Source organism: Xanthomonas codiaei, from assembly GCF_002939785.1.
GTDB lineage: Bacteria > Pseudomonadota > Gammaproteobacteria > Xanthomonadales > Xanthomonadaceae > Xanthomonas > Xanthomonas codiaei.
Genome location: NZ_MDEC01000042.1, coordinates 1 through 20,936, shown reverse-complemented (window position 1 = coordinate 20,936; position 20,936 = coordinate 1). Strand labels below are relative to the sequence as shown.

Sequence of the window (20,936 nt, the reverse complement as noted above, 5' to 3'; positions counted from 1 at the left end):
CCGCTCCGTCAGCCGCCGGGCTCGGACTGGCCCAACCGCGCATATGCCTGCGCGATCTGCTCCCACAGCCTCAGCACCACCTGCACCTGCGCCTCGCTGAGGGTGCCGAAGACCTCGGTCCGCAACGCATCCAGCCGGGCCTCGATCCGCCCCACCAACGCCTGGCCCTCGTCGGTCAGCCACAACTGGTTGGCGCGGCGGTCGCTGCTGTCGGCCTCGCGCCGGACCAGGCCCTGCGCGGCCAGCTTGTCCAGCAGCCGCACCAGCGAGGGGCCTTCCATGCCCAGCTGCTGGGCCAGCGCCACCTGGCGGATGCCGCCGCCGGAGCGGCCGACCATCAGCAGGGGCCCGGTGCACGCGCTGGACAGGCCGAACTCGTCGAAGGCCTGGTCGGCCAGCCGCTGCCATTGCCGCGCGGCCACCAGCAGGCCGGAGCTGAGCCGGGCACGCGGAGCGAGAAGGGTGTCGGTCATAATAGTTAGGATGCTATCAATTCAACTATGAATAAATACTCACCGAACTCCTGCTACCGGCCGCAACCGCCGCTGGGGCCGCCGGCCCGTCCTCGGGTACCATGCTCGCCCCCCGTTGGGTGCACCTGCATGAGCCAGTCCGACCAGCCCGATTCCCCCGTCACCCAGGCCCAGGCCGAAGACGCCGTGCGCACCCTGCTGCGCTGGGCCGGCGAGGACCCCGCCCGCGAAGGCCTGCTGGATACCCCGCGCCGGGTGGCCGAAGCCTACGGCGACTGGTTCAGCGGCTACCGCGAGGAGCCGCGCGAATACCTGGAACGCACCTTCGAGGAAGTGGCCGGCTACGACGAACTGATCGTGTTGCGCGACATCTCCTACGAAAGCCATTGCGAACACCACATGGCGCCGATCATCGGCAAGGTGCACGTGGGTTACCTGCCGCGCGGCAAGGTGGTGGGCATCAGCAAGCTGGCCCGGGTGGTGGAAAGCTACGCGCGCCGCTTCCAGGTACAGGAAAAGATGACCGCCCAGATCGCCCAGTGCATCCAGGACGTGCTGCAGCCGCGCGGTGTGGGCGTGGTGGTGGAGGGCGCGCACGAATGCATGACCACCCGCGGCATCCACAAGCGCGGCGTCAGCATGGTGACTTCCAAGATGCTGGGCAGCTTCCGCGAAGATGCGCGCACCCGCGCCGAATTCCTGCAGTTCATCGAAGTGGGCGGCAAGCGTTGAGCGAACGTGGGCGTTGATGGCTGGTAGAGTGATCCTCTAAACGCTGACGGGCGACTGTCGCAGGCAACCCATGCAGATTGAATCGATCGACATCAAGAACTTCAGGCTGTTTCGTAACGCCAAGTTGACGCACGTGCCTAGGCTCTGCGTGCTGGTCGGGGCGAACGGAACCGGCAAGTCCACGCTGTTCGATGTGTTCTCCTTTCTCAAGGACGCATTGTCCATGAACGTGGGCAAGGCGATCGCAAAACGAGGCGGGTACAAGGAAGTTGCAAGCAGAGGGTTTGCGCACGAGCCCATCGAATTCACGATGCAGTTCCGCCTGGAGATCACCGGAAGAGAGCGTCTGGTGACCTACCTGCTGAAAATCGCACCGGGCACCGGCACGCGTGTGGAGATCGAGCGTGAGGTGTTGCGCTACAAGCGTGGCAGCTACGGCGCCCCGTTTCGCTTTCTGGACTTCGCGCACGGTAAAGGTTACGCGATCACCAACGAAGAGGAATTCTCCAAGAAGGATGAAGAGCTCACGCGCGAAGAGCAGGAGCTCGATTCTCCGGACATTCTGGCGATCAAAGGCCTGGGTCAATTCGAGCGCTTCAAGGCGGCCAGTGCTTTTCGACTGATGATCGAGAATTGGCACATCTCTGACTTCCATGTGTCCGAGGCCCGGCCTAGTCAGGAAGAGGGCTTCGCCGAGCACCTATCCACGCGCGGAGACAACTTGGCCCTGGTCGCCAATTTCCTCTATGAAAACCATCGTGAGCGCTTCGACCGCGTGCTGCAGGCGATGAATCGCCGCGTGCCCGGTGTTTCGGTGGTACAGCCGCAGCAGACCTTGGATGGACGCTTGATCCTGCGATTTCAGGATGGAAGCTTCAAGGATCCGTTCATCGCCAGGTACGTCTCGGATGGCACGATCAAGATGTTCGCCTATCTGGTACTTCTGAATGATCCCAAGCCGTATCCCCTGTTGGCAGTGGAAGAACCTGAGAATCAACTCTACCCGGAGTTGTTGCCGGAGCTGGCAGAAGAGTTTCGCGACTACGCCAGGCGTGGCGGACAGGTCTTCATCTCCACGCATTCACCCGATTTCCTCAATGCGCTGACGCTGGATGAGGTTTACTGTCTTCGTAAGGAGCAGGGCTTTACCACGATCACCCGCGCCGGTGATTCGGACAATCTTCGCGCGTTGTTCGACGCGGGCGATCTGCCTGGCTATCTGTGGAAGCAAGGCTTGTTCGAGGGACTTAACCGGGATGTGGCCTGATGCAGGGACGCCTCATTTTCCTGCTCGAAGAGCCCTCGATGAAGATCCTGCTGGATGGATTGCTGCCGCGCCTGTTTCCGGGATGGCAGCAGGGGCATCACTTCCAATGCGTGCCCCACGATGGGAAGAGCGACCTGGAACGTAGCCTGCGCACAAAGCTGAGAGCGTGGCGCGTGCCCGGAGATCGCTTTGTCGTCGTGCGCGACAACGACGGTGGAGATTGTCTGGCGCTAAAGGCGCGCCTGGCCCAGCTATGTGCCGAACTGGGACGCCCGGAGACGCTGGTGAGGCTGGTGTGCCAAGAGCTGGAGAGTTGGTACATCGCTGATCTCGGTGCGCTGGTGTCGGCTTTTCCCGGCTGCAAACTGGATACCCCGGGGCTGCGCAAGCGATTTGCGCAACCGGACACATGGAACAAGCCATCTGCAGAACTTGAGAGGCTCATTCCGGAGTTTCAGAAGCGCAGCGGAGCGCGACTAATGGCCGAAAGCTTGCGCGAAGCTGGTAATCGCTCGCCAAGTTTTCATGCCTTCATCAATGGGGTAAGACAAGCGGCACTCGATCTCGGTTACCAGCTACCTGCATGAAACACCTCGCCCGGATCGCCCGCTATCGCACCTTGCGCGATAGCCCGCTGTGGAAACTTCTGGCGGCCGACCACGCGCCGGAAGTGATCGGTCTGCTGCAGTCGCTGCTGCTGGACGGTGAGCGTTTGCTTCCGGCGGCGGTCCTGCACGAACGGCTGCAGCGCATGCTCGACGAACTCAATGCCGAACATCTGGCGCGCGACCTGCCGCGTACCGCCCAGGCCTATGTCGCGCACTGGCTGGCGCAGGGTTGGTTGGAACGCCATCTGCCAGAAGGTGCGCAGCAGGAGCAGTTCGAATTGTCGACGCTGGCCACGCAGGCGATCCGCTTCGTCGACGGCCTGGAGCACAGCCGTGGCGCCGCCACCGAAAGCCGGCTGGCGCTGGTGATGCAGCAACTGGCCCAGCTGGCCGCATTGACCGAAACCAACCCGGATGCGCGGCTGTCGGCGTTGCGCGACGAGCGTGACCGCATCGATGCGGAGATCGCACGGGTGAGCGCCGGCAAGGTCGCCTCGCTGGATGGCAAGCGCGCGCTCGAGCGCACCCGGCAGGTGATCGCGCTGGCCGACGAGTTGACCGAGGATTTCCGCCGTGTACGCGACGACTTCGAACAGCTCAATCGCCAGTTTCGCGAACGCATCATCGATGACGAAGGCGAGCGCGGAGACGTGCTGACCCGGCTGTTCGAAGGCGTGGACGTCATCGGCGACAGCGACGCCGGGCGCAGCTTCCAGGCGTTCTGGGCATTGCTCAACGACGCAGAACAGAGTGCACAACTGGATGCGGCGCTGGAGACGGTGCTGGGGCGATCGTTCGCACGCAAGCTGGACCGGCGCGAACGCAGCTTCCTGCGCGGACTCACCGGTACCATGCTCGAACGCGGCGGCCAGGTGCACGATGTGATGCAGCATTTCGCGCGCAGCCTGCGCGGTTTCGTGCAGAGCCGCGGCTACCTGGAACAGCGCCGGCTCAACCGCCTGCTCAAGCAGGTGCAGGCCGATGCGCTGACCCTGCGCGACCACCTTCCGGCCCAACGGCTGATCGGCCGCAGTCTGATGCTCACCACCAGCCGGCTGCGCTCGTTGTCGCAATGGCGCCTGCACGACCCGCGCCAACAGCAGGTCGATGGCAGCATCCAGCGCAACGAGGCGGCCGCCATCTCGCTGGACAGCGTGGGCGATCTGGTGGCGCAATCGGAGATCGATTTCCGCAGCCTGCGCCGTGACCTGTTCGAACTGCTGGCCAGCCAGCCGCAGGTCTCCATCGCCCAGGCGCTGGTCCAGCGCCAGGCCACCCAGGGGCTGGGCAGCGTCATCGGCTATCTGTCGCTGGGCACGCGGCACGGGGTGGTCAGCGCCGATCAATTCGAACTGGCGCAATGGCGCGGTGGCGATGGCCAGTGGCGTCGCGCGCGCATTCCGCTGATCTGGTTCACCCAGGAGAAACGCCATGAACTGGCCTGAGCACGACCCCGACGCCGACCGCATGCCGGATCCGGACGATGACGCTGCCGCTGTACAGGCCGATCCTGCGCCGACACCATCCAGCGGCCTGTTTCCGGGCGACACCGGGCAACTGCCAGTCGAAGCGCGGCGCGCGCTGTGCCAATTGCTCAGTGGCCCCAGCGTGGATGCGCAGCGGCACGGCCGGCTGTGGTCGGCCCTGCTGCGCAGCGAGACATCCATTCGCAGTGCCCTGTCCGAGGTGTTCCTGGAACTGGTGCTCGATCGCGAAGCCGGCATCGCCTTCACCCGCCAGGCCGACACCGGCGAGCTGGACACCCCGGTACTGCTGCGCTCCTCGCCGCTGACCTTCATCGACTCGGTGCTGCTGTTGCATCTGCGCCAGCAACTGGCCGATGCCGATGCGCGCGGCGTGCGGGCGGTGGTGGAAGATGCCACCTTGAGCGATGCGCTGGCGGTGTACGAAAAGAACCTGTCCACCGACCGCGCCGGTTTCCTGCGCAGGGTGGCAACGGCGGTGCAGAAGATGAAGGACAACCACGTGCTCACCCGCCTGCGCGGCGAAGAGACCCGCTACGAAGTCTCGCCCGCACTGAAGCTGCTGTTCTCGGCCGAGGACGTCGCCGCGCTGGGGCAGGTCTATCGCCAGTTGCGCGAGGCCCCTGCCGATGCCGGGCAGGACACCATGCCCACGCACGGCTAGCGCCTCAGCACCGCATCGTTGCAGCCGTGGGCTGTGCCTTCTTCGCTTACCCTGGACCGTCCCGATGACCTCCGCCGCTTCCAGCCTGTTCGGCAACGACTTGCCAGACCCGCGCCTGCAGCAGTTCCGCATGCGCCGCCTGCAGGTGCACAACTGGGGCACGTTCTCCGGCCTGACCGAAGTGCCGATCGCCGAGCGTGGCTTTCTGTTCGTCGGCCGCTCCGGCTCGGGCAAATCGACCCTGCTGGACGCGATGTCGGCCCTGCTCACCCCGCCCAGCATCGTCGACTTCAATGCCGCCGCGCGCGAGGCCGAGCGCAGCGGCCGCGATCGCAACCTGGTGTCCTACGTGCGCGGCGCCTGGGCCGACCAGCAGGACAGCAGCTCCGGCGAGATCGCCACCCAGTACCTGCGCAAGGGCGCCACCTGGACCGCCCTGGTGCTGGAATACCGCAATGGCGAAGACCGCGTGGTGAGCCTGATCCGCTTGTTCTGGATCGCCGGCAGCAGCACGGCCACCGGCGATGTGCGCAAGCACTACATGGTGGCCGAGCGCGCCTTCGACGTAGCCCGCGACCTGGCCGGCTTCGACCTGGATCTGCGCAAGCTCAAACAGCGCCTGCACGATGTGCATCACTTCGACAGCTTCGCCGGCTACGCCGAACGCTTCCGCCATCAGCTGGGCATCGGCAACGAGATGGCGCTGCGGCTGCTGCACAAGACCCAGTCGGCCAAAAACCTGGGCGACCTCAATGCGTTCCTGCGCGGCTTCATGCTGGAAGAACCCAAGACCTTCGATGCGGCCGAGCGCCTGGTCGGCGATTTCGCCGAGCTCGACGGCGCCCACCATGCGGTCGTCACCGCGCGGCGGCAGGTGGAGACCTTGCTGCCAGCGCGCGCGCACCATGCCGAACTGCTGCAGCTGCGTCGCCAGCGCAGCGAGCTGGAAGAACTCAAGCTCGGCATCGATGCCTACCGCGAGCAACGCCGGCTCGCCTTGCTGGAGGCGCGCCTGCAGGAACTGGACGTACAGGATCGCGGCCTGGCCGGCGAAGAAGGCCAGCGCCGCGCCGCATTGGACAACCACACCCGCCACCTGGACGACCTGGAGGCGCAGCGGCGCGCGCAAGGCGGCGAACGCATCGATGCGCTGGAGCGCGAACAAGACCAGCTGCAGGCAGAGCGCGATCGCCGCGCCGCCAAGCGCGCGCAAGCCGAGCAGGCCTGCGGTGCGCTCGAACAGGCCCTGGCCGGCAGCGCGCACGGCTTCGCCGAACAGCTCGCGCAGGCGCGCGCAGCGCTGGAAGACGGTCAGCGGCTTGCCGCCGAACATGACGAGGCGATCAGTGCGCGCATCGCCACCAAGCACGAGGACAGCAAACGCTTTGCCGAGGTGCGCGCCGAGATCGAGGCGCTCACCCGCAACCCGTCCAATATCCCGGCCCCGATGCAGAGCCTGCGCGCGCGCCTGAGCGCCGACACCGGCGTGCCCGAGGCCGCGCTGCCGTTCGTTGGCGAACTGATCCAGGTGCGCGAGGACGCAGCGGCCTGGCGCGGCGCCATCGAGCGCGTGCTGCACGGGTTTGCGCAGTCGTTACTGGTGGACGAACGGCATTACGCCGAGGTCGCCGACTGGGTCAATCGCACCCATCTGGGCACGCGGCTGGTGTACTACCGCGTGCGCAGCAACGAACCGGCCATGAGCGGGCGCGAACCCGGCGCCGCCTCGCTGCTGCACAAGCTGCAACTGCGCGAGCATGCATTCGCCGGCTGGCTGCGCCGCGAACTGGGCAAGCGCTTCGATTACGACTGCGTGGACAGCGCCAAGGCGCTGCGGCATGCCGAGCGGGCGATCACCCGCGAGGGCCAGGTCAAACATCCCGGCGAGCGTTACGAAAAGGACGACCGCCACGCCATCGGCGACCGCCGGCGCTGGCTGCTGGGCTTCGACAACCGCGACAAGCTGGCGCTGTTCGAGCGCGAAGGCCAGGAGCTGGCGCAGCGCATCGCCGCCTGCGATGCCGAGGTGGCCGGTCTGCGCGCCCAGCGCGAGCGCGAGGGCGCGCGCCGCCTGGCCCAGAACACGCTGGTGAATCTGAGCTGGGAGGAGATCGACGTGGCCGCCTCGTTGCAGCGGCTCAGCCAGATCGCCGATACCTTGCAGCAGCTGCGCCAGGGCGATGCCAACCTGCGCGCGCTGGGCGAGGCGATCGACCGCACGCGCGCGGACATCGTCCAGGCCACGCGCACGTATGAAGACGTGCGCAAGGAGCGCATCACCCTGGGCGCCGAGCGCACGCGGCTGGAAAAGCAGCAGCACGAATGCGCCGATGCGCGCAGCCGTGTGGTCACCCCGCTGCAACAGCAGGGCCTGGCCGAGCGCCTGCAGACGCTCGGCGAGTTGAGCCTGGACACGCTGCAGGAGCGTTTTCGCCATCTCGAACGCGGGCTGGACGCGCAGCTGGCACTCGGCAAGGACGAGCTCACCCGCCTGGAGCAGCTGCTGCTCGGCTGCTTCCGCCGCTACTGCCAGCAGTGGCCCGAAGACAGCGGCGATTTCACTGTCAGCCTCGCCAGCGCCGACGATTTCCTGGCCCGCCTGCAGCGCCTGGAACGCGATGGCCTGCCGCAGCACGAGGCACGTTTCTTCGATCTGCTGCAAAGCCAGAGCAAGAACAACCTGCTGGCCCTGCAGCGCCACACCGCCGAGGCGCGCAAATCGATCGCCCAGCGGCTGGACGAGGTCAACGCCAGCCTGGAACAGGTGCCGTTCAACCACGGCACCTTGCTGACCATCGAACTGAGCGACCGCCGCCTGCCGGAGGTGATCGAGTTCCATCAACGCCTGCGCGATGTGCTCGGCCATCACCAGACCGAACAGCGCGAGGTGGCCGAACAGCAATTTGCCGTGCTGCGCGAGCTGGTGGGCAAGCTGGGCTCGCAGGAAGGCGAGGACAAGCGCTGGCGCGAATTGGTGCTGGACGTGCGCCTGCATGTGGAATTCGTCGGCGTCGAGCTGGACGCGGCCACGCGGCAGCAGGTGGAGATCTACCGCAGCGGCGCCGGCAAGTCCGGCGGCCAACGGCAGAAGTTGGCCACCACGTGTCTGGCCGCCGCCTTGCGTTACCAGCTCGGCGGCGAAGACGGCGAACTGCCGCGCTATGCGGCGGTGGTGCTGGACGAAGCCTTCGACAAGGCCGACAACGAATTCACCGCCCTGGCGATGAACATCTTCGAGAACTTCGGTTTCCAGATGGTGGTGGCCACGCCGTTGAAGTCGGTGATGACGCTGGAGCCGTTCATTGGCGGCGCCTGTTTCGTGGAGATCAGCGGCCGCCACGATTCGGGCGTGTTGCTGATCGAATACGACGAACACGCGCGCCGGCTCAAGCTGCCAGAGCGCAGCCGCAGCGCCGCGGCTGCCACCGAATCGGTGGCGGAGCAGGAGTGAGCCGATGGCCCGTGCCAGCTGCATGCTGCTGCCAGCGACCGCCCTCCAGGCCCTGCGGGCACAATGGCAACGCCATCGCGGCGACTGGCTGATCGGCGCTGCTGCGCCGCGGCCGATCGCGCTGCACCCTCCCACCCAGGCCCAGGCCAGCGCGCAGTTCGATGCCTTCGGTGCCTGGCTGCGAGCCTGGCAACGCGCCGGCTTGCCGGGGCGGGTGCAGATGCGCGAGCTCTCCTGGTCGCAGCTGGGGCCGCAACAACTGCCGCTGGCCTGGGCCTGCGACACCCCGGCCGAGGCCGCCGCCGCACTGCAGGAACACGACCGCTGGCACCGTGCCAGCGCGCGGTGCGCCAGCCTGCTGGCGCGCTGGCCGGATGCCGCCGGCCTGGCCGCACGGATGCGTCGCCAGTTCGATCTGCTGGCCGATGGCGCGGACGACGAAATCGAGCGCATGGCCGACGTGGTCGACTGGCTGCACCGCCATCGCGACAGCGGCCTGTTCCTGCGTCAGTTGCCGATCGCCGGTATCGACAGCAAATGGGTGCACGCCCGCCGCGGCATCATCGCCGACTGGCTGGCCGGGTTGCGCGGGCTGGCCGAGCCGCGCAGCTTCGACAGCCTGTCCGGGCTGCGCAAGGCGCCGGACCGCGTGCGCCTGCGCCTGCTCGATCCTGCGCTGTGCGCGCAGTTCGGCGGGTTGAGCGATCTGACCGTGCGGATCGATCAACTGGCCGCATTGCGCCTGCCGATCGCGCGCCTGCTGATCGTCGAAAACCTCGACACCGGCCTGGCTTGCGAAGCCCTGCCGGGCACCGCGGTGCTGATGGCGCGCGGTTACGCGGTCGATTACCTGCGCAGCATCGGCTGGCTGCGCAGCGTGCCGCTGTTCTACTGGGGCGACATCGACACCCATGGCCTGGCGATCCTGCATCGGCTGCGCACGCACGCGCCGCACACCATCGCCGTGCTGATGGACCAGGCCACCTTGCAGGCGACCCCACGCGCGCTATGGGGCCACGAACCGCGGCAACACCGTGCGCAACGCCTGGCCGCGCTGACCTGCGACGAGCAGGCGTTCTACAGCCACCTGCGCGATGGCCGCTTCGGCGCAGCGCCCAGGCTGGAGCAGGAACGCATCGACTGGAGCTACGCCTGGCCGCGCGTGCAGGCGGCACTGGCTGCCCCGACGGTGCGATAAGCACTGAGCGTCCCATCCGACCGGGCGACCCGCACCGCGTGTACGCGACTTTGCCAGCGAGCGCATGCGGCTGCCCAGGGCCGCAGGCGATCGGCAGCGCTGCGACGATCGCCGGGATGCCGCCTCGTCCGGGTTCGAACCGATGCCGGCGTTGCCAAGGGTGCTCCGGCAGGTGTGCAACGCGCGCGCACCCGCCTCGATGCGTGCTGCAGGTCGAGATAGGGGCCACACCTGCGCAGCACTGCCGATGGCGGGGGGCAGTGCAGTAGATCCCACCCCATCTTGCCGATCAGCACCACCACCAGCACCAGGAACAACTGGCGAATCAGCGGCGTGCCGCCGCGTAGCGCCATTCGTGTGCCGGCCACCGCACCGGCCACGTTCGCCGCCGCCATCGGCACGCCCACCGCCAGCATCACCTGCCCACTGGGCAGGAAGAACGCCAGTGCCGCCAGGTTGGTGGCCAGGTTCACCACCTTTGCCGCGGCCGAGGCGCGCAGGAAATCCAGCCCGAAGAAACGGATGAAAAGGAAGATCAGGAAGCTGCCGGTGCCCGGCCCGAAGAAGCCGTCGTAGAACCCGATCGCCGCACCCATCGCCAAGGCGGTGATCAGCTCACGGCGGCCGACGCTGCGCGGACGATGCAGCGCGCCGAAATCCTTCTTGACCAGCGTGTAGACCAGCATCGCCACCAGCAGCACCAGGATCACCGGCCGCACCGCCTGCCTGGGCATCAGGCTGACCGCGGTCGCCCCCAAAAACGAAAACGTGAAGGCCGCCGAGGTGGCGTACAGCACCGGCCGCCATGGAAACCGCACCGTGCGCGCGTAGCGCCATGCCGATGCCGCCGTGCCGAACATCGCGCTGAACTTGCTGGTGCCCAGCAGCAACGACGGCGCCTGCTGCGGCAGGGTGGCGAACAGGCCCGGCAGCTGGATCAATCCACCGCCGCCCACCGCCGCATCCACCAACCCGGCCACGAACGCAATGCACAGCAGCCAGGGCAACTCGGTGGGAATCAGGTCCAGCAAAGCCAGGCTCCGTACGGCGGGGGCGACAGCATAGCCGCCGCATGCAGTCGGCATCGCAGCGCCTCAACCGTGGCCGCTACCACCAACCACGAATCCCCAACCACGAATCCCCAATCCCCAATCAAAACCCGCACAATCCCCGGCATGTCGCCCTCCAGACCCAACGATGCCTGCCCCTGCGGTCGCCCCGCCGAGTACGCGCGCTGCTGTGGCCAATACCACGCCGGCGCGGCCGCCCCCGATGCCGAAACCCTGATGCGCGCGCGCTACAGCGCGTATGTGCGCCGCGATGTCGCGTACCTGCTGTCCAGCTGGCACCGGTCCACCCGCCCAGCCGAACTGCCCCTGGACGAAGGTGGCCGCACCACCTGGCTCGGCCTCACCGTCCAGCGTGCCCTCAGCACCGGCGACGGTACCGCCGAGGTGGTGTTCCTGGCGCGCTATCGCATCGGCGGCGGCAGCGCCGTCCGCATGACCGAACATAGCCGCTTCGTGCGCGAAGACGGCCGCTGGTACTACCTCGACGCCCGTTAGCGGTGATGCTGCAGGCCCGCAGCTGCCGGGGCCGGGAATCGTCCAACACCCCTGGCCGTCAGCGCCGCCGCTGCGGCTGGCAGGAGCCGGACGCTTTCCGCGCCGTCGCGCCGTCGCGATTCATCCGACCAACGGCAGTTGGCGGCGGCGTTTGTCGACATGGCGTTCGCAGCCGATCCGGGAAGCTTGCCGCGCCGGCGGAGCTCGCCGCGGGGTGGGAAAGCGATCATGGCAACCTTCAATTTCTGGCAATGGGTGCTTGTGGCCGTGGTGGTCTTCGCGGTCGTGCTGCCGGCCGTGCTGGCGACCGCCATGGTCCGCTTTGGGCCGCGCCACGACGCGCCATCGCGCGCACGCTCCCGCCGCACCGCCGAGGGCAGCCCGTCCACCCCCGCGCTGTCGCTGCTGACCGGCATTACCGGCGAGGGCAATTGAGCCGGCGCTCGCGTGCCCTGCAAGCAGAGTGCCCGTCAGGCCGTCAGGCCGTCAGGCCCGTCGTCGCTGACCCCGCACACCGCCAGCCGTCGGCGCGATCGAGACGACACCACCGGAAGATGGACGCGGCCCAGCCCAAGCGGCGCAGCCGTGTCCGCATGCCGATCTGCGCGCGCTATGCCGCGCTGCCGGTCGGGAAATGGCGGGGCGGCAGCCGGCGCTGTATCTGGCCCGGCCGTGGCTGCCGCCGGCGGTCTGGCCCACCCTACGCTGAAACCGTGCGTATCCGCCGTCCAGCGAGCGTGCCTCGTCGTGGATGGACAGTCCGACACCCGCCCCGCCGCACCGTGACTGCGGCCCCGGCCTTTTCAGCAACGGCCACCTCCACCAGCGCGAAGTCCCGGCGCATGCCGGCGCATGCAGCGCCGCGGCGCCTGCACCGCGGGCTACCCATCACCACCACCAACGATCCCGCCAACCGCGCGCGCATCGGCAGGCAGGCCCGCTGCGCCCGCCCAGCCGGGGCTGCGCATCAGCCACCTGCACCCCGGACCCTGCCGGGTTGGCTATCCTCGGTGGATCGATTTGCCGCAGGAGCACTCCATCGCATGACCTCCGCCCACGTGCCGGCCACCGCGCCATGACGCCGTTTCGGCGCGCCTTGCCAGTCCTGCTTGGAATGGTGCCGCTGGCTGCCTGCGCCGATCCGGCATTCGAGCGCTGTCTGGCTGGCCTGCAGACCCAGGCGGCCGCCAAGGGCGTGGATGCCGCCAGTTTCCAGCGCTTCACCGCCGGCCTGGCACCCGATCCCAGCGTGCTGCCGCTGCTGGACGCGCAACCGGAGTTCACCACCCCCATCTGGGACTATCTCGCCAGCCTGGTCGACAGCCAGCGCGTGGCCGACGGCCAGGCCATGCTGGCCACCCACCGCGAGCTGTTGACCCGCTTGTCCGAGCAGACCGCCGTGGACCCGGCCACCATCGTCGCGGTCTGGGGCGTGGAGAGCGACTATGGCCGGGTCACCGGCAAGCGCCCGCTGCTGGTGTCGCTGGCCACCTTGTCGTGCGCCGGCCGCCGCCAGCCGTTCTTCCGTGGCGAATTCCTTGCCCTGCTCGGCCTGCTGCAGCAGGGCGATCTGTCGCCGGATGGCTTGACCGGCTCCTGGGCCGGTGCGTTCGGGCAGACCCAGTTCATGCCCTCGACCTACGCGCGGATCGCGGTCGACGGCGACGGCGATGGCCACCGCGATCTGGTCGCCAGCATTCCCGACGCGCTGGCCTCCACCGCCAACTACCTGCTCAAGGCCGGCTGGGAGCGTGCCCGCCCCTGGGGCATGGAGGTGCGCCTGCCGCCCGGCTTCGATGCCAGCAAGGCCGGCCGCACCCGCCGCCAGCCGTTGCAGGCCTGGCAACACGCCGGCCTGCTCGGCACCGATGGCAAACCGCTCGCACCGGGCGAGCTGCCGGCCGAGACGCCCGCCGCCTTGCTGCTGCCAGCCGGCGCCACCGGCCCGGCGTTCCTGGTGTTCCGCAACTACGACGCGATCTACGCCTACAACGCCGCCGAAAGCTACGCGCTGTCGATCGCGCTGCTGGCCGACCGCCTGCGTGGCGGTGCCGGCCTGGCAGCGGCCTGGCCCACCGACGACCCCGGCCTGGGCCGCCCGGAACGCCGCGCACTGCAGCAATTGCTGCTCGAGCGCGGCTACCAGATCGGCGAGGCCGATGGCATGGTCGGCAGCGCCACCCGCCGCGCCATCCAGGTCGAGCAGACCCGCCTGGGCCTGCAGCCGGCCGACGGCCGCCCCGGCCAGCGCATCCTCACCGCCCTGCGCGCCGCCCCGCCGCTCACCGGCATGGCCGCCGTGCGCGGTACCGCCTTCAAGCTACCGGCCGCCTACCCCGCATTCGCCCACTCTCCCATCGTCCACAAGGCATCCCCCATGTCCGACACCACCGGCCTGACCACAGGCGACTTCCACGGCTTCCCCTCGCTGCTGATCGACACCCCGTTCTCCACCGCCGCCATCAGTCTGTTCGGCGGCCAGTTGCTCTCGTTCGTGCCCAAGGGCGGCCAGGACGTGATGTGGCTGTCGCCCCTCGCCAAGCAGCCGCCCACCCCGATCCGCGGTGGTGCCCCGGTGTGCTGGCCGTACTTCGGCCGCCAGGACCAGACCGGCGAGGTGCCCGCGCACGGCTTCGTGCGCACCGTGCCGTGGCAGCTCACCGAGAGCCACCGCGAAGACGATGGCACCGTGGTGCTCACCCTGACCCCGCCGGCCTTCGACGACCTGGCGTTGCGCCTGCGCATGACGCTGCGTATCGGTCGCACCCTGGAACAGCGCCTGATCACCGAGAACATCAGCGCCGCGCCGGTGCGCTTCACCCAGGCGCTGCACAACTATTTCCGCGTCGGCGATGCCCTGAAGGTCGACGTGCAGGGCCTGGACGGCCTGGAGTATCTGGACAAGTACGAGAACTACGCCAGCGCCCATCGCCAGCAAGGCGACTGGAACCTGCGCGACCCACGCGATCCCGGCCGCAGCGACCGCATCTACGTCGACGCCGGTGGCCGCTACACGCTCACCGACCCGGTCCTGGGCCGTCGCATCGTCATCGCCACCGAAGGCAGCCGCTCGCTGGTGGCCTGGAATCCGGGCGAAGAGGCCGGCAGGAAGATGGCCGACGTGGGCGAGGGCTGGCGCGACTACGTCTGCCTGGAAGCGTCCAACGCCGGCCCGGACGTGATCGAACTGGCCCCCGGCGCCAGCCATACCCTCACCCAGACCATCAGCGTCGAGTAACCGACCCCCGGCCAGCGCTCGCCCACAGCAACTCGGCCCTTCTCCCGCAAGCGGGAGAAGGAGCTCGAAGGGCGGATGAGGGCCAGCAACCAATCCAGGCACCAGCACCAGAACACCAGACCCCCAGCCCCAAAGGCCAGGCAATACCGCCCCCCACAGCACCCAGCCCTTCTCCCGCCAGCGAGAGAAGATGCCCGAAGGGCGGATGAGGGCCAGCGACCAATCCCAGACACCCAGCACCAAAACACCAGACATCCAACACCAAAGGCCAGGCAATACCGCCCTCCCGCAGCACCCAGCCCTTCTCCCGCAAGCGGGAGAAGGTGCCCGAAGGGCGGATGAGGGCCAGCAACCAATCCAGACACCCAGCCCCAGAACACCAGACCCCCAGCCCCAAAGGCCAGGCAATACCGCCCTCCCGCATCACCCAGCCCTTCTCCCGCCAGCGGGAGAAGGTGCCCGAAGGGCGGATGAGGGCCAGCGACCAATCCAAGACACCCAGCACCACAACACCAGGCCATGCCGGCTCACGCAGCCCAGCTACCGCATCCTCCGGCACCTCCATCCGCAGCTACACTGCCGGCCTCACCACCGCGGGCCGCGCGATGTCTCTCCTACCCGATTCCGCTCTGGCCCCGGGCCGGCGCCGCGCCGCACTGATCTTCATCTTCATCACCGTGCTGATCGACGTGCTGTCGTTCGGCGTGATCATTCCGGTGCTGCCGGACCTGGTGCGACACTTCACCGGCGGCGACTACGCAATGGCTGCCGGCTGGATCGGCTGGTTCGGGTTCCTGTTCGCCGCCATCCAGTTCGTCTGCTCACCGCTGCAGGGCGCGCTGTCCGACCGCTTCGGCCGCCGCCCGGTGATCCTGCTGTCGTGCCTGGGGCTGGGCCTGGACTTCATCCTGATGGCCATCGCCCACAGCCTGCCGATGCTGCTGTTGGCCCGGGTGATCTCCGGCATCTGCTCGGCCAGCTTTTCCACCGCCAACGCCTACATCGCCGACGTCACCCCTGCCGACAAGCGCGCCGGTGCGTTCGGCATGCTCGGTGCCGCGTTCGGCATCGGCTTCGTGGCCGGCCCGCTGATCGGCGGCTGGCTGGGCAGCATCGGCCTGCGCTGGCCATTCTGGTTTGCCGCAGGATTGGCCTTGTTGAACGTGTTGTACGGCTGGTTCGTGCTGCCCGAATCGCTGCCCGCCGAACGCCGCACGGCGCGGCTGGAGTGGTCGCACGCCAACCCGCTCGGCGCGCTCAAACTGCTGCGCCGCTACCCGCAGGTGTTCGGCCTGGCCGCGGTGGTGTTCCTGGCCAACCTGGCGCATTACGTCTACCCCAGCATCTTCGTGCTGTTCGCCGGCTACCAATACCAGTGGGGCCCGCGCGAAGTGAGCTGGGTGCTGGCCGGAGTGGGCGTGTGCAGCATCGTCGTCAATGCCTTGCTGGTTGGCCGGCTGGTGCGCTGGCTGGGTGAGCGCCGCGCCCTGCTGCTGGGGTTGGGCTGCGGGGTGGTCGGCTTTGTCATCTACGGCTTCGCCGACAGCGGCCGCATGTTCCTGGTCGGGGTGCCGATCAGCGCGCTATGGGCCATCGCCGCACCGGCGGCGCAGGCCTTGATCACCCGCGACGTCGGCGCCGATGCGCAGGGCCGCGTGCAGGGCGCGCTGACCAGCCTGGTCAGTCTGGCCGGCATCGCCGGTCCGTTGCTGTTCGCCAACGTGTTCGCCTGGTTCATCGGTCGTGGCGCACCGCTGCATCTGCCCGGCGCGCCCTGGCTGCTGGCTGGCGTACTGCTCGCTGCCGGCTGGTTGATGGCGTGGGCGAGGGCAGGGCGTACCCGTGGCCTGGCCAATGCGACCGGCGGTTGATGCCAACGCATTCATGTGACGCTCGCGCCCGCTTTTTCTGATTCGTGCCGGCACTGCTAGGCTGATGCCTTCCGTGCCCCGGCACCGCCTCGACTTCCTATGCGTTCCAACACCCTGGCCGCTCCCACGTCGGCTGCACGCGCGCTGCGCCACGCCACCCAGGACACCCATCGCCTGGTCGAAGCGGTTCCGCTAATGCAGGCGCTCGGGCAGGGGCAGGTCGATCGCACGCGCTACGCGCTGATCCTGCGCCGGCACCATGCCTTGCTGGCCGGGTTCGAAGAGCGCTTCGGCGACTGGTTGAGCACCCTGGTCGGCAACGGCTGGCACTATCGTCGCCGGGCGCCGGCCCTGCGCGCGGATCTGCGTACGCTCGACCAGCGCCCGGATGCGCTGCTGGCCCCACCGACCGGCACCGACGCCGCCGCGCGCTGGGGCATGTTGTATGTGATCGAAGGCGCGCAGCTGGGCGGGCGGGTGATCGCCCGCGGCCTGCGCCGCCATCAACCCGCGCTGGCCGATGCGCTGCAGTATTTCGAACTGGCCGACGAAGACCCCGCCGGTTGGCGCCGTTTTCAGGCCGTGCTCGATCAATGCCTGGATACCCCGCGCGCGCGCGCCACCGCCATCGACGGCGCGCAGGCCATGTTCGCCCACTTCCACAGCTGTCTTGCAGCGGAGCCGCACGCGTGACCCAGACCACCGAACCCCTGGACATGGATGAATGCGCGCGTGAACCGATCCACATCCCCGGCCTGATCCAGCCCTATGGCGTGCTGCTGGTGATCGAACCGGCCGATGGCCGCATCGTGCAGGCCAGCAGTACCGCCGCCGATCTGCTCGGCATGCCGTTGGAATCGCTGCTGGGCACGCCCTACACCCAGGTGCTGGAGGTGCCCGAAGCGCAGCCCTTCGCGGTGGATGAGCACGCCCAGCACCTGCTGCATGCCGAAGCGCGCTTTCCCGCGCGCGCCACGCCGCCCGAGCACGCCTGGGTGGCCGCCTGGCATCTGTATCCGGAGCAATGGCTGGTCGAGATCGAGCCGCGCGACGCGCGCCTGATGGACGTCACCCTGCGCGAAGCGTTGCCGTTGTTGCGCAGCATCGAGCGCGATCCCGGCATCGCCGAGGCCGCGGTGCGCGCCGCCAAGGGCCTGCGCAGCATGATCGGCTTCGACCGGGTGATGGTGTACCGCTTCGACGAAGAGTGGAACGGCGATGTCATTGCCGAAGCCCGCCAGCCGGACCTGGAGGCCTATCTCGGCCTGCACTATCCCGCCAGCGACATCCCGGCGCAGGCGCGCGCGCTGTACCTGCGCAACCGGGTGCGCCAGATCGCCGATGTCGGCTACCGGCCCTCGCCGATCCAGCCCACCCTGCACCCGCGCCTGGGCACCCCGGTGGACTTGAGCGATGTCAGCCTGCGCAGCGTCTCGCCGGTGCATCTGGAGTACCTGGCCAACATGGGGGTCACCGCCACCCTGGTGTCTTCGATCGTCGTCAACGACGCGCTGTGGGGGCTGATCTCCTGCCATCACTACAGCCCGCACTTCACCAGTCACGCCATGCGCGATGCCACCGACGCGGTCACCCGCGCGCTGGCCGGTCGTATCGGCGCATTGCAGGCGGTATCGCGCGCCCGGATGGAGTCGGTGCTGCTGACCATCCGCGAAAAGCTCATCACCGATTTCAACGATGCCGAGCACCTGACCGTGGACATGCTGGCCGACATGGCCCCGGACCTGATGGACGTGGTGGACGCCGACGGCGTGGCGATCTTCCATGGCAACGAGATCAGCCGCCACGGCAGCGCGCCGGACACCGATGCGCTGCGCCGCATCCGCGACCATATCGAATCGGCACACCACGACGCCCTGCGCGAGGATGCGGTGGGCGCCCTGCATGTGGATGCCATCGGCGAGGTCTTTCCGGAACTGGCCGACCTGGCGCCGTTGGCGGCCGGTTTCATCTTCGTCCCGCTGATGCCGCAATCGCGCAGCGCGCTGCTGTGGACCCGTCGCGAGCAGGTGCAGCAGATCAAATGGGCCGGCAATCCGCAGCTGGCCAAGCTGCAGGACATCCCCAACTCGCGGCTGTCGCCGCGCAAGAGCTTCGACCTGTGGCAGCAGACCGTGCGCGGGCGGGCCCGCCGGTGGGCGCCACTGCATCTGGAATCGGCGCGCAGCTTGCGGGTATTGATCGAACTGATGGAGCGCAAGCGCTTCCAGCAGGACTTCACCCTGCTCGAAGCCTCGCTGTCGCGCTTGCGCGATGGCGTGGCCATCATCGAACGTGGTGCCCAGACCGGCGTGCACCGACTGATGTTCGTCAACCCGGCGTTCGCCGACCTGAGCCAGACCGAGGTCGCCGAGCTGGTCGGCTGCGACATCCTCGCGCTGCTGGCCGCCGATGCCGCCAGGGCCAAGGTCGAACTGTTCGAAGAGGCGCTGCGGCTGGGACGCGCCGCTTACGTCACCTTGCCGTTGCGCACCCGCGACGGCGTGCCGGTGTATCGCCAATTCCATCTCGAACCCTTGCCCAGCCCCACGGGGGTGACCGCGCATTGGCTGCTGCAGTTGCGCGACCCGGAGTAGACCGGGTCCAGGCGCGACAACGGCGGCGTCCGCGGTCGGCTACTGCTGCCGGCCGCCGCATGGACATGTCTTGCCGCACAGGGGCCGGTCCGTGCGGACAGGTACCTGGACTACGTCTTTGCGGGCCGCGGGCGCAGCACCAGCAAGGCAATGGTGCCGGCCACCAGACCCCAGAACGCCGCCCCGATCCCGCCCAGCGTCAGCCCGGAGGCGGTGACCAGGAAGGTGATCAACGCCGCCTCGCGCTCGCCGTCTTCGCGCAAGGCCGCCGCCAGGCTGTTTCCGATCGTGCCCAGCAGCGCGATTCCGGCAATGGCCATCACCAGCTCGCGCGGAAACGCCGCAAACACGGCGGCCACGGTCGCCCCGAACAGGCCGATCACCACATAGAACGCGCCCGCGCTGACCGCCGCGGCATAGCGCCGTGCCGGGTCTTCGTGCGCCTCGCGGCCCATGCAGATCGCCGCGGTGATCGCGGCCAGGTTCAAGGCATAGCCCCCGAACGGCGCCAGCAGCGTATTGACCACGCCGATCCAGCCGATCGTCGGCGAAATCGGCACCGCGTAGCCGCAGGCCCGGATCACTGCCACGCCAGGGACGTTCTGCGAGGCCATGGTGACCACGAACAGCGGAAGCGCCAGCCCGAACACCGCCGCCCACGATAGCGACGGCGTCACCCACACCGGCCGTGCCAGTTCCAACTTCACCGTCTCCCAGTGCATCAGCCCGCCGCTGGCGGCGATCGCGACGCCCACCAGGAGCGTGGCAATCACCGCATAACGCACAAACCAGCGCCGCCCCGCCAGGTAGCTCGCCAGCATCGCCAATGCCAGCACCACCTGGCTCTGCATGGCCACGAACAGGTCCAACCCGAAACGCAACAGCACACCGGCCAGCATCCCCGAGGCCAGCGAAACCGGAATCCTGCGGATCGCCCGCTCGAACACCCCGGTGAACCCGGCGACCGTACCCAGCACTGCCGCCACCACGAACGCACCGATCGCCTCGCGCAGCGGAACCCCGGCCGCGCTTCCGATCAACATCGCCGCCCCCGGTGTCGACCACGCGGTGACCACCGGTACCCGGTAGCGCAGCGACAAACCGATACAGGTCACCCCCATCCCGATGCCCAGCGCCCACATCCACGAGGCGATCTGCGCCTGGTCGGCGCCCAGATGCCGCGCCGCCTCGAACACGATCACCGCCGAACTGGCGAACCCCACCAGGACGGTGACGAAGCCGGCGGCAATCGCAGGCAGGGACAGGTCGCGGAACAGGTTGCGGGCTGATGGCATCGGAAGACTCCCTTTCAGCCAGCCATTCTCTCCGAGCCATTGCCCCGGCGGTATCGCAAGACGTCCGCATGTCGGCTTCCATGTAGAGGGTCGCGGCAGGGCTGGCACGCATGCCGATTGCCGCGACAGCACTGCATGCCATCGCCGCATCCCTGCAGCGCCTCACTACACCGGGTCATCGATGGATGCGCGCCATGTGGAGTGAATCCAGTCGGCAGATCCATCGCGGGGCTGCGTTGACGCTGCAGCCAGTGGCCTGATTGCCCACCAAATCGGGTCGATGTCATCGCAGTGTCAAAAAGTGCTTGCACTTCTGCACAGGCTCGATAAACTGCGCGGCCTCGCTCAGGACGGCGGCGCTTCTCGAAGCATCGCAGCAATGAGGGAGGGGTTTCGAAAACACCGAAAGATGTTGACGAAACGCAAAAGCCGGCTATGATGGGCGGCTCGCTACACGGAAAGCTGCTTCGGCAGGTGGAGGTGCAGCGGCGGCAAC

General features: G+C 68.1%; 15 protein-coding genes and 1 pseudogene. 13 read left to right on the top strand and 3 right to left on the bottom strand.

What is annotated here, in order from left to right:
- Positions 1–8: 8 nt before the first annotated feature.
- Positions 9–473: a MarR family winged helix-turn-helix transcriptional regulator gene (locus tag XcodCFBP4690_RS20525; protein WP_104543984.1), complete on the bottom strand. Its 465-nt coding sequence runs from the start codon at positions 471–473 to the stop codon at positions 9–11.
- Between the two features lie 129 nt (positions 474–602).
- Here XcodCFBP4690_RS20525 and folE point away from each other — a divergent pair, with 129 nt between their 5' ends.
- From folE to XcodCFBP4690_RS20490, 7 genes are all read left to right on the top strand, one after another.
- Entirely contained in the window at positions 603–1,205 is a 603-nt protein-coding gene (gene folE / locus XcodCFBP4690_RS20520; protein ID WP_104543982.1) for a GTP cyclohydrolase I FolE, read from the top strand.
- A 70-nt stretch (positions 1,206–1,275) separates the two neighbouring features.
- Positions 1,276–2,472 (top strand): AAA family ATPase, encoded by a 1,197-nt coding sequence (locus tag XcodCFBP4690_RS20515; RefSeq protein WP_104543980.1) that lies wholly within the window; start codon positions 1,276–1,278, stop codon positions 2,470–2,472.
- A 38-nt stretch (positions 2,473–2,510) separates the two neighbouring features.
- Positions 2,511–3,059: a DUF4276 family protein gene (locus XcodCFBP4690_RS20510; protein ID WP_244183752.1), complete on the top strand. Its 549-nt coding sequence runs from the start codon at positions 2,511–2,513 to the stop codon at positions 3,057–3,059.
- Positions 3,056–4,525, top strand: a complete 1,470-nt coding sequence (locus tag XcodCFBP4690_RS20505; RefSeq protein ID WP_104543976.1) for a DUF3375 domain-containing protein — start codon at positions 3,056–3,058, stop codon at positions 4,523–4,525. Before XcodCFBP4690_RS20510 ends, XcodCFBP4690_RS20505 begins: the two co-directional genes overlap by 4 nt.
- Positions 4,512–5,228 (top strand): DUF4194 domain-containing protein, encoded by a 717-nt coding sequence (locus XcodCFBP4690_RS20500; RefSeq protein WP_104543974.1) that lies wholly within the window; start codon positions 4,512–4,514, stop codon positions 5,226–5,228. Before XcodCFBP4690_RS20505 ends, XcodCFBP4690_RS20500 begins: the two co-directional genes overlap by 14 nt.
- 64 nt (positions 5,229–5,292) lie before the next feature.
- Positions 5,293–8,679, top strand: coding sequence for an ATP-binding protein (locus tag XcodCFBP4690_RS20495; protein ID WP_104543972.1), 3,387 nt, complete (start codon positions 5,293–5,295; stop codon positions 8,677–8,679).
- 4 nt (positions 8,680–8,683) lie between these two features.
- Positions 8,684–9,877 (top strand): Wadjet anti-phage system protein JetD domain-containing protein, encoded by a 1,194-nt coding sequence (locus XcodCFBP4690_RS20490; RefSeq protein WP_104543970.1) that lies wholly within the window; start codon positions 8,684–8,686, stop codon positions 9,875–9,877.
- A gap of 260 nt (positions 9,878–10,137) precedes the next feature.
- On the opposite strand, the pseudogene XcodCFBP4690_RS20485 reads toward XcodCFBP4690_RS20490, so the two are convergent.
- Positions 10,138–10,962: pseudogene (locus XcodCFBP4690_RS20485) on the bottom strand (sulfite exporter TauE/SafE family protein); the annotation flags it as partial.
- Between the two features lie 90 nt (positions 10,963–11,052).
- Here XcodCFBP4690_RS20485 and XcodCFBP4690_RS20480 point away from each other — a divergent pair.
- The 6 genes from XcodCFBP4690_RS20480 to bphP all read left to right on the top strand — a co-directional run bounded on the left by XcodCFBP4690_RS20480 (position 11,053) and on the right by bphP (position 19,145).
- Positions 11,053–11,442 carry a YchJ family protein gene (locus XcodCFBP4690_RS20480; RefSeq protein WP_104543968.1) on the top strand — a complete coding sequence of 130 codons (390 nt, stop codon included), beginning with the start codon at positions 11,053–11,055 and terminating at the stop codon, positions 11,440–11,442.
- 228 nt (positions 11,443–11,670) lie between these two features.
- On the top strand, positions 11,671–11,877 hold the full coding sequence (locus tag XcodCFBP4690_RS20475; protein ID WP_104544000.1) for a hypothetical protein: 207 nt from the start codon (positions 11,671–11,673) through the stop codon (positions 11,875–11,877).
- A gap of 640 nt (positions 11,878–12,517) precedes the next feature.
- Complete coding sequence (locus XcodCFBP4690_RS20470; protein WP_104543966.1) at positions 12,518–14,680, top strand: lytic murein transglycosylase; 2,163 nt, start codon at positions 12,518–12,520, stop codon at positions 14,678–14,680.
- Between the two features lie 605 nt (positions 14,681–15,285).
- Positions 15,286–16,551 (top strand): TCR/Tet family MFS transporter, encoded by a 1,266-nt coding sequence (locus XcodCFBP4690_RS20465; RefSeq protein WP_104543964.1) that lies wholly within the window; start codon positions 15,286–15,288, stop codon positions 16,549–16,551.
- 99 nt (positions 16,552–16,650) lie between these two features.
- Positions 16,651–17,244, top strand: coding sequence for a biliverdin-producing heme oxygenase (locus XcodCFBP4690_RS20460; RefSeq protein ID WP_104543962.1), 594 nt, complete (start codon positions 16,651–16,653; stop codon positions 17,242–17,244).
- Positions 17,241–19,145, top strand: coding sequence for a bacteriophytochrome BphP (gene bphP / locus XcodCFBP4690_RS20455; protein ID WP_104543960.1), 1,905 nt, complete (start codon positions 17,241–17,243; stop codon positions 19,143–19,145). The genes XcodCFBP4690_RS20460 and bphP overlap by 4 nt, the downstream gene beginning before the upstream one ends.
- A 110-nt stretch (positions 19,146–19,255) precedes the next feature.
- On the opposite strand, the gene XcodCFBP4690_RS20450 is transcribed toward bphP, so the two are convergent.
- Positions 19,256–20,440, bottom strand: a complete 1,185-nt coding sequence (locus XcodCFBP4690_RS20450; protein ID WP_104543958.1) for a benzoate/H(+) symporter BenE family transporter — start codon at positions 20,438–20,440, stop codon at positions 19,256–19,258.
- Between the last annotated feature and the right edge of the window lie 496 nt (positions 20,441–20,936).

Bases quoted from the DNA above. Each gene is read 5' to 3' on its own strand.
- XcodCFBP4690_RS20525 (WP_104543984.1), bottom strand. From the start codon at position 473: ATGACCGACACCCTTCTCGCTCCGCGTGCCCGGCTCAGCTCCGGCCTG.
- folE (WP_104543982.1), top strand. From the start codon at position 603: ATGAGCCAGTCCGACCAGCCCGATTCCCCCGTCACCCAGGCCCAGGCC.
- XcodCFBP4690_RS20515 (WP_104543980.1), top strand. From the start codon at position 1,276: ATGCAGATTGAATCGATCGACATCAAGAACTTCAGGCTGTTTCGTAAC.
- XcodCFBP4690_RS20510 (WP_244183752.1), top strand. From the start codon at position 2,511: ATGAAGATCCTGCTGGATGGATTGCTGCCGCGCCTGTTTCCGGGATGG.
- XcodCFBP4690_RS20505 (WP_104543976.1), top strand. From the start codon at position 3,056: ATGAAACACCTCGCCCGGATCGCCCGCTATCGCACCTTGCGCGATAGC.
- XcodCFBP4690_RS20500 (WP_104543974.1), top strand. From the start codon at position 4,512: ATGAACTGGCCTGAGCACGACCCCGACGCCGACCGCATGCCGGATCCG.
- XcodCFBP4690_RS20495 (WP_104543972.1), top strand. From the start codon at position 5,293: ATGACCTCCGCCGCTTCCAGCCTGTTCGGCAACGACTTGCCAGACCCG.
- XcodCFBP4690_RS20490 (WP_104543970.1), top strand. From the start codon at position 8,684: ATGGCCCGTGCCAGCTGCATGCTGCTGCCAGCGACCGCCCTCCAGGCC.
- XcodCFBP4690_RS20480 (WP_104543968.1), top strand. From the start codon at position 11,053: ATGTCGCCCTCCAGACCCAACGATGCCTGCCCCTGCGGTCGCCCCGCC.
- XcodCFBP4690_RS20475 (WP_104544000.1), top strand. From the start codon at position 11,671: ATGGCAACCTTCAATTTCTGGCAATGGGTGCTTGTGGCCGTGGTGGTC.
- XcodCFBP4690_RS20470 (WP_104543966.1), top strand. From the start codon at position 12,518: ATGACGCCGTTTCGGCGCGCCTTGCCAGTCCTGCTTGGAATGGTGCCG.
- XcodCFBP4690_RS20465 (WP_104543964.1), top strand. From the start codon at position 15,286: ATGTCTCTCCTACCCGATTCCGCTCTGGCCCCGGGCCGGCGCCGCGCC.
- XcodCFBP4690_RS20460 (WP_104543962.1), top strand. From the start codon at position 16,651: ATGCGTTCCAACACCCTGGCCGCTCCCACGTCGGCTGCACGCGCGCTG.
- XcodCFBP4690_RS20450 (WP_104543958.1), bottom strand. From the start codon at position 20,440: ATGCCATCAGCCCGCAACCTGTTCCGCGACCTGTCCCTGCCTGCGATT.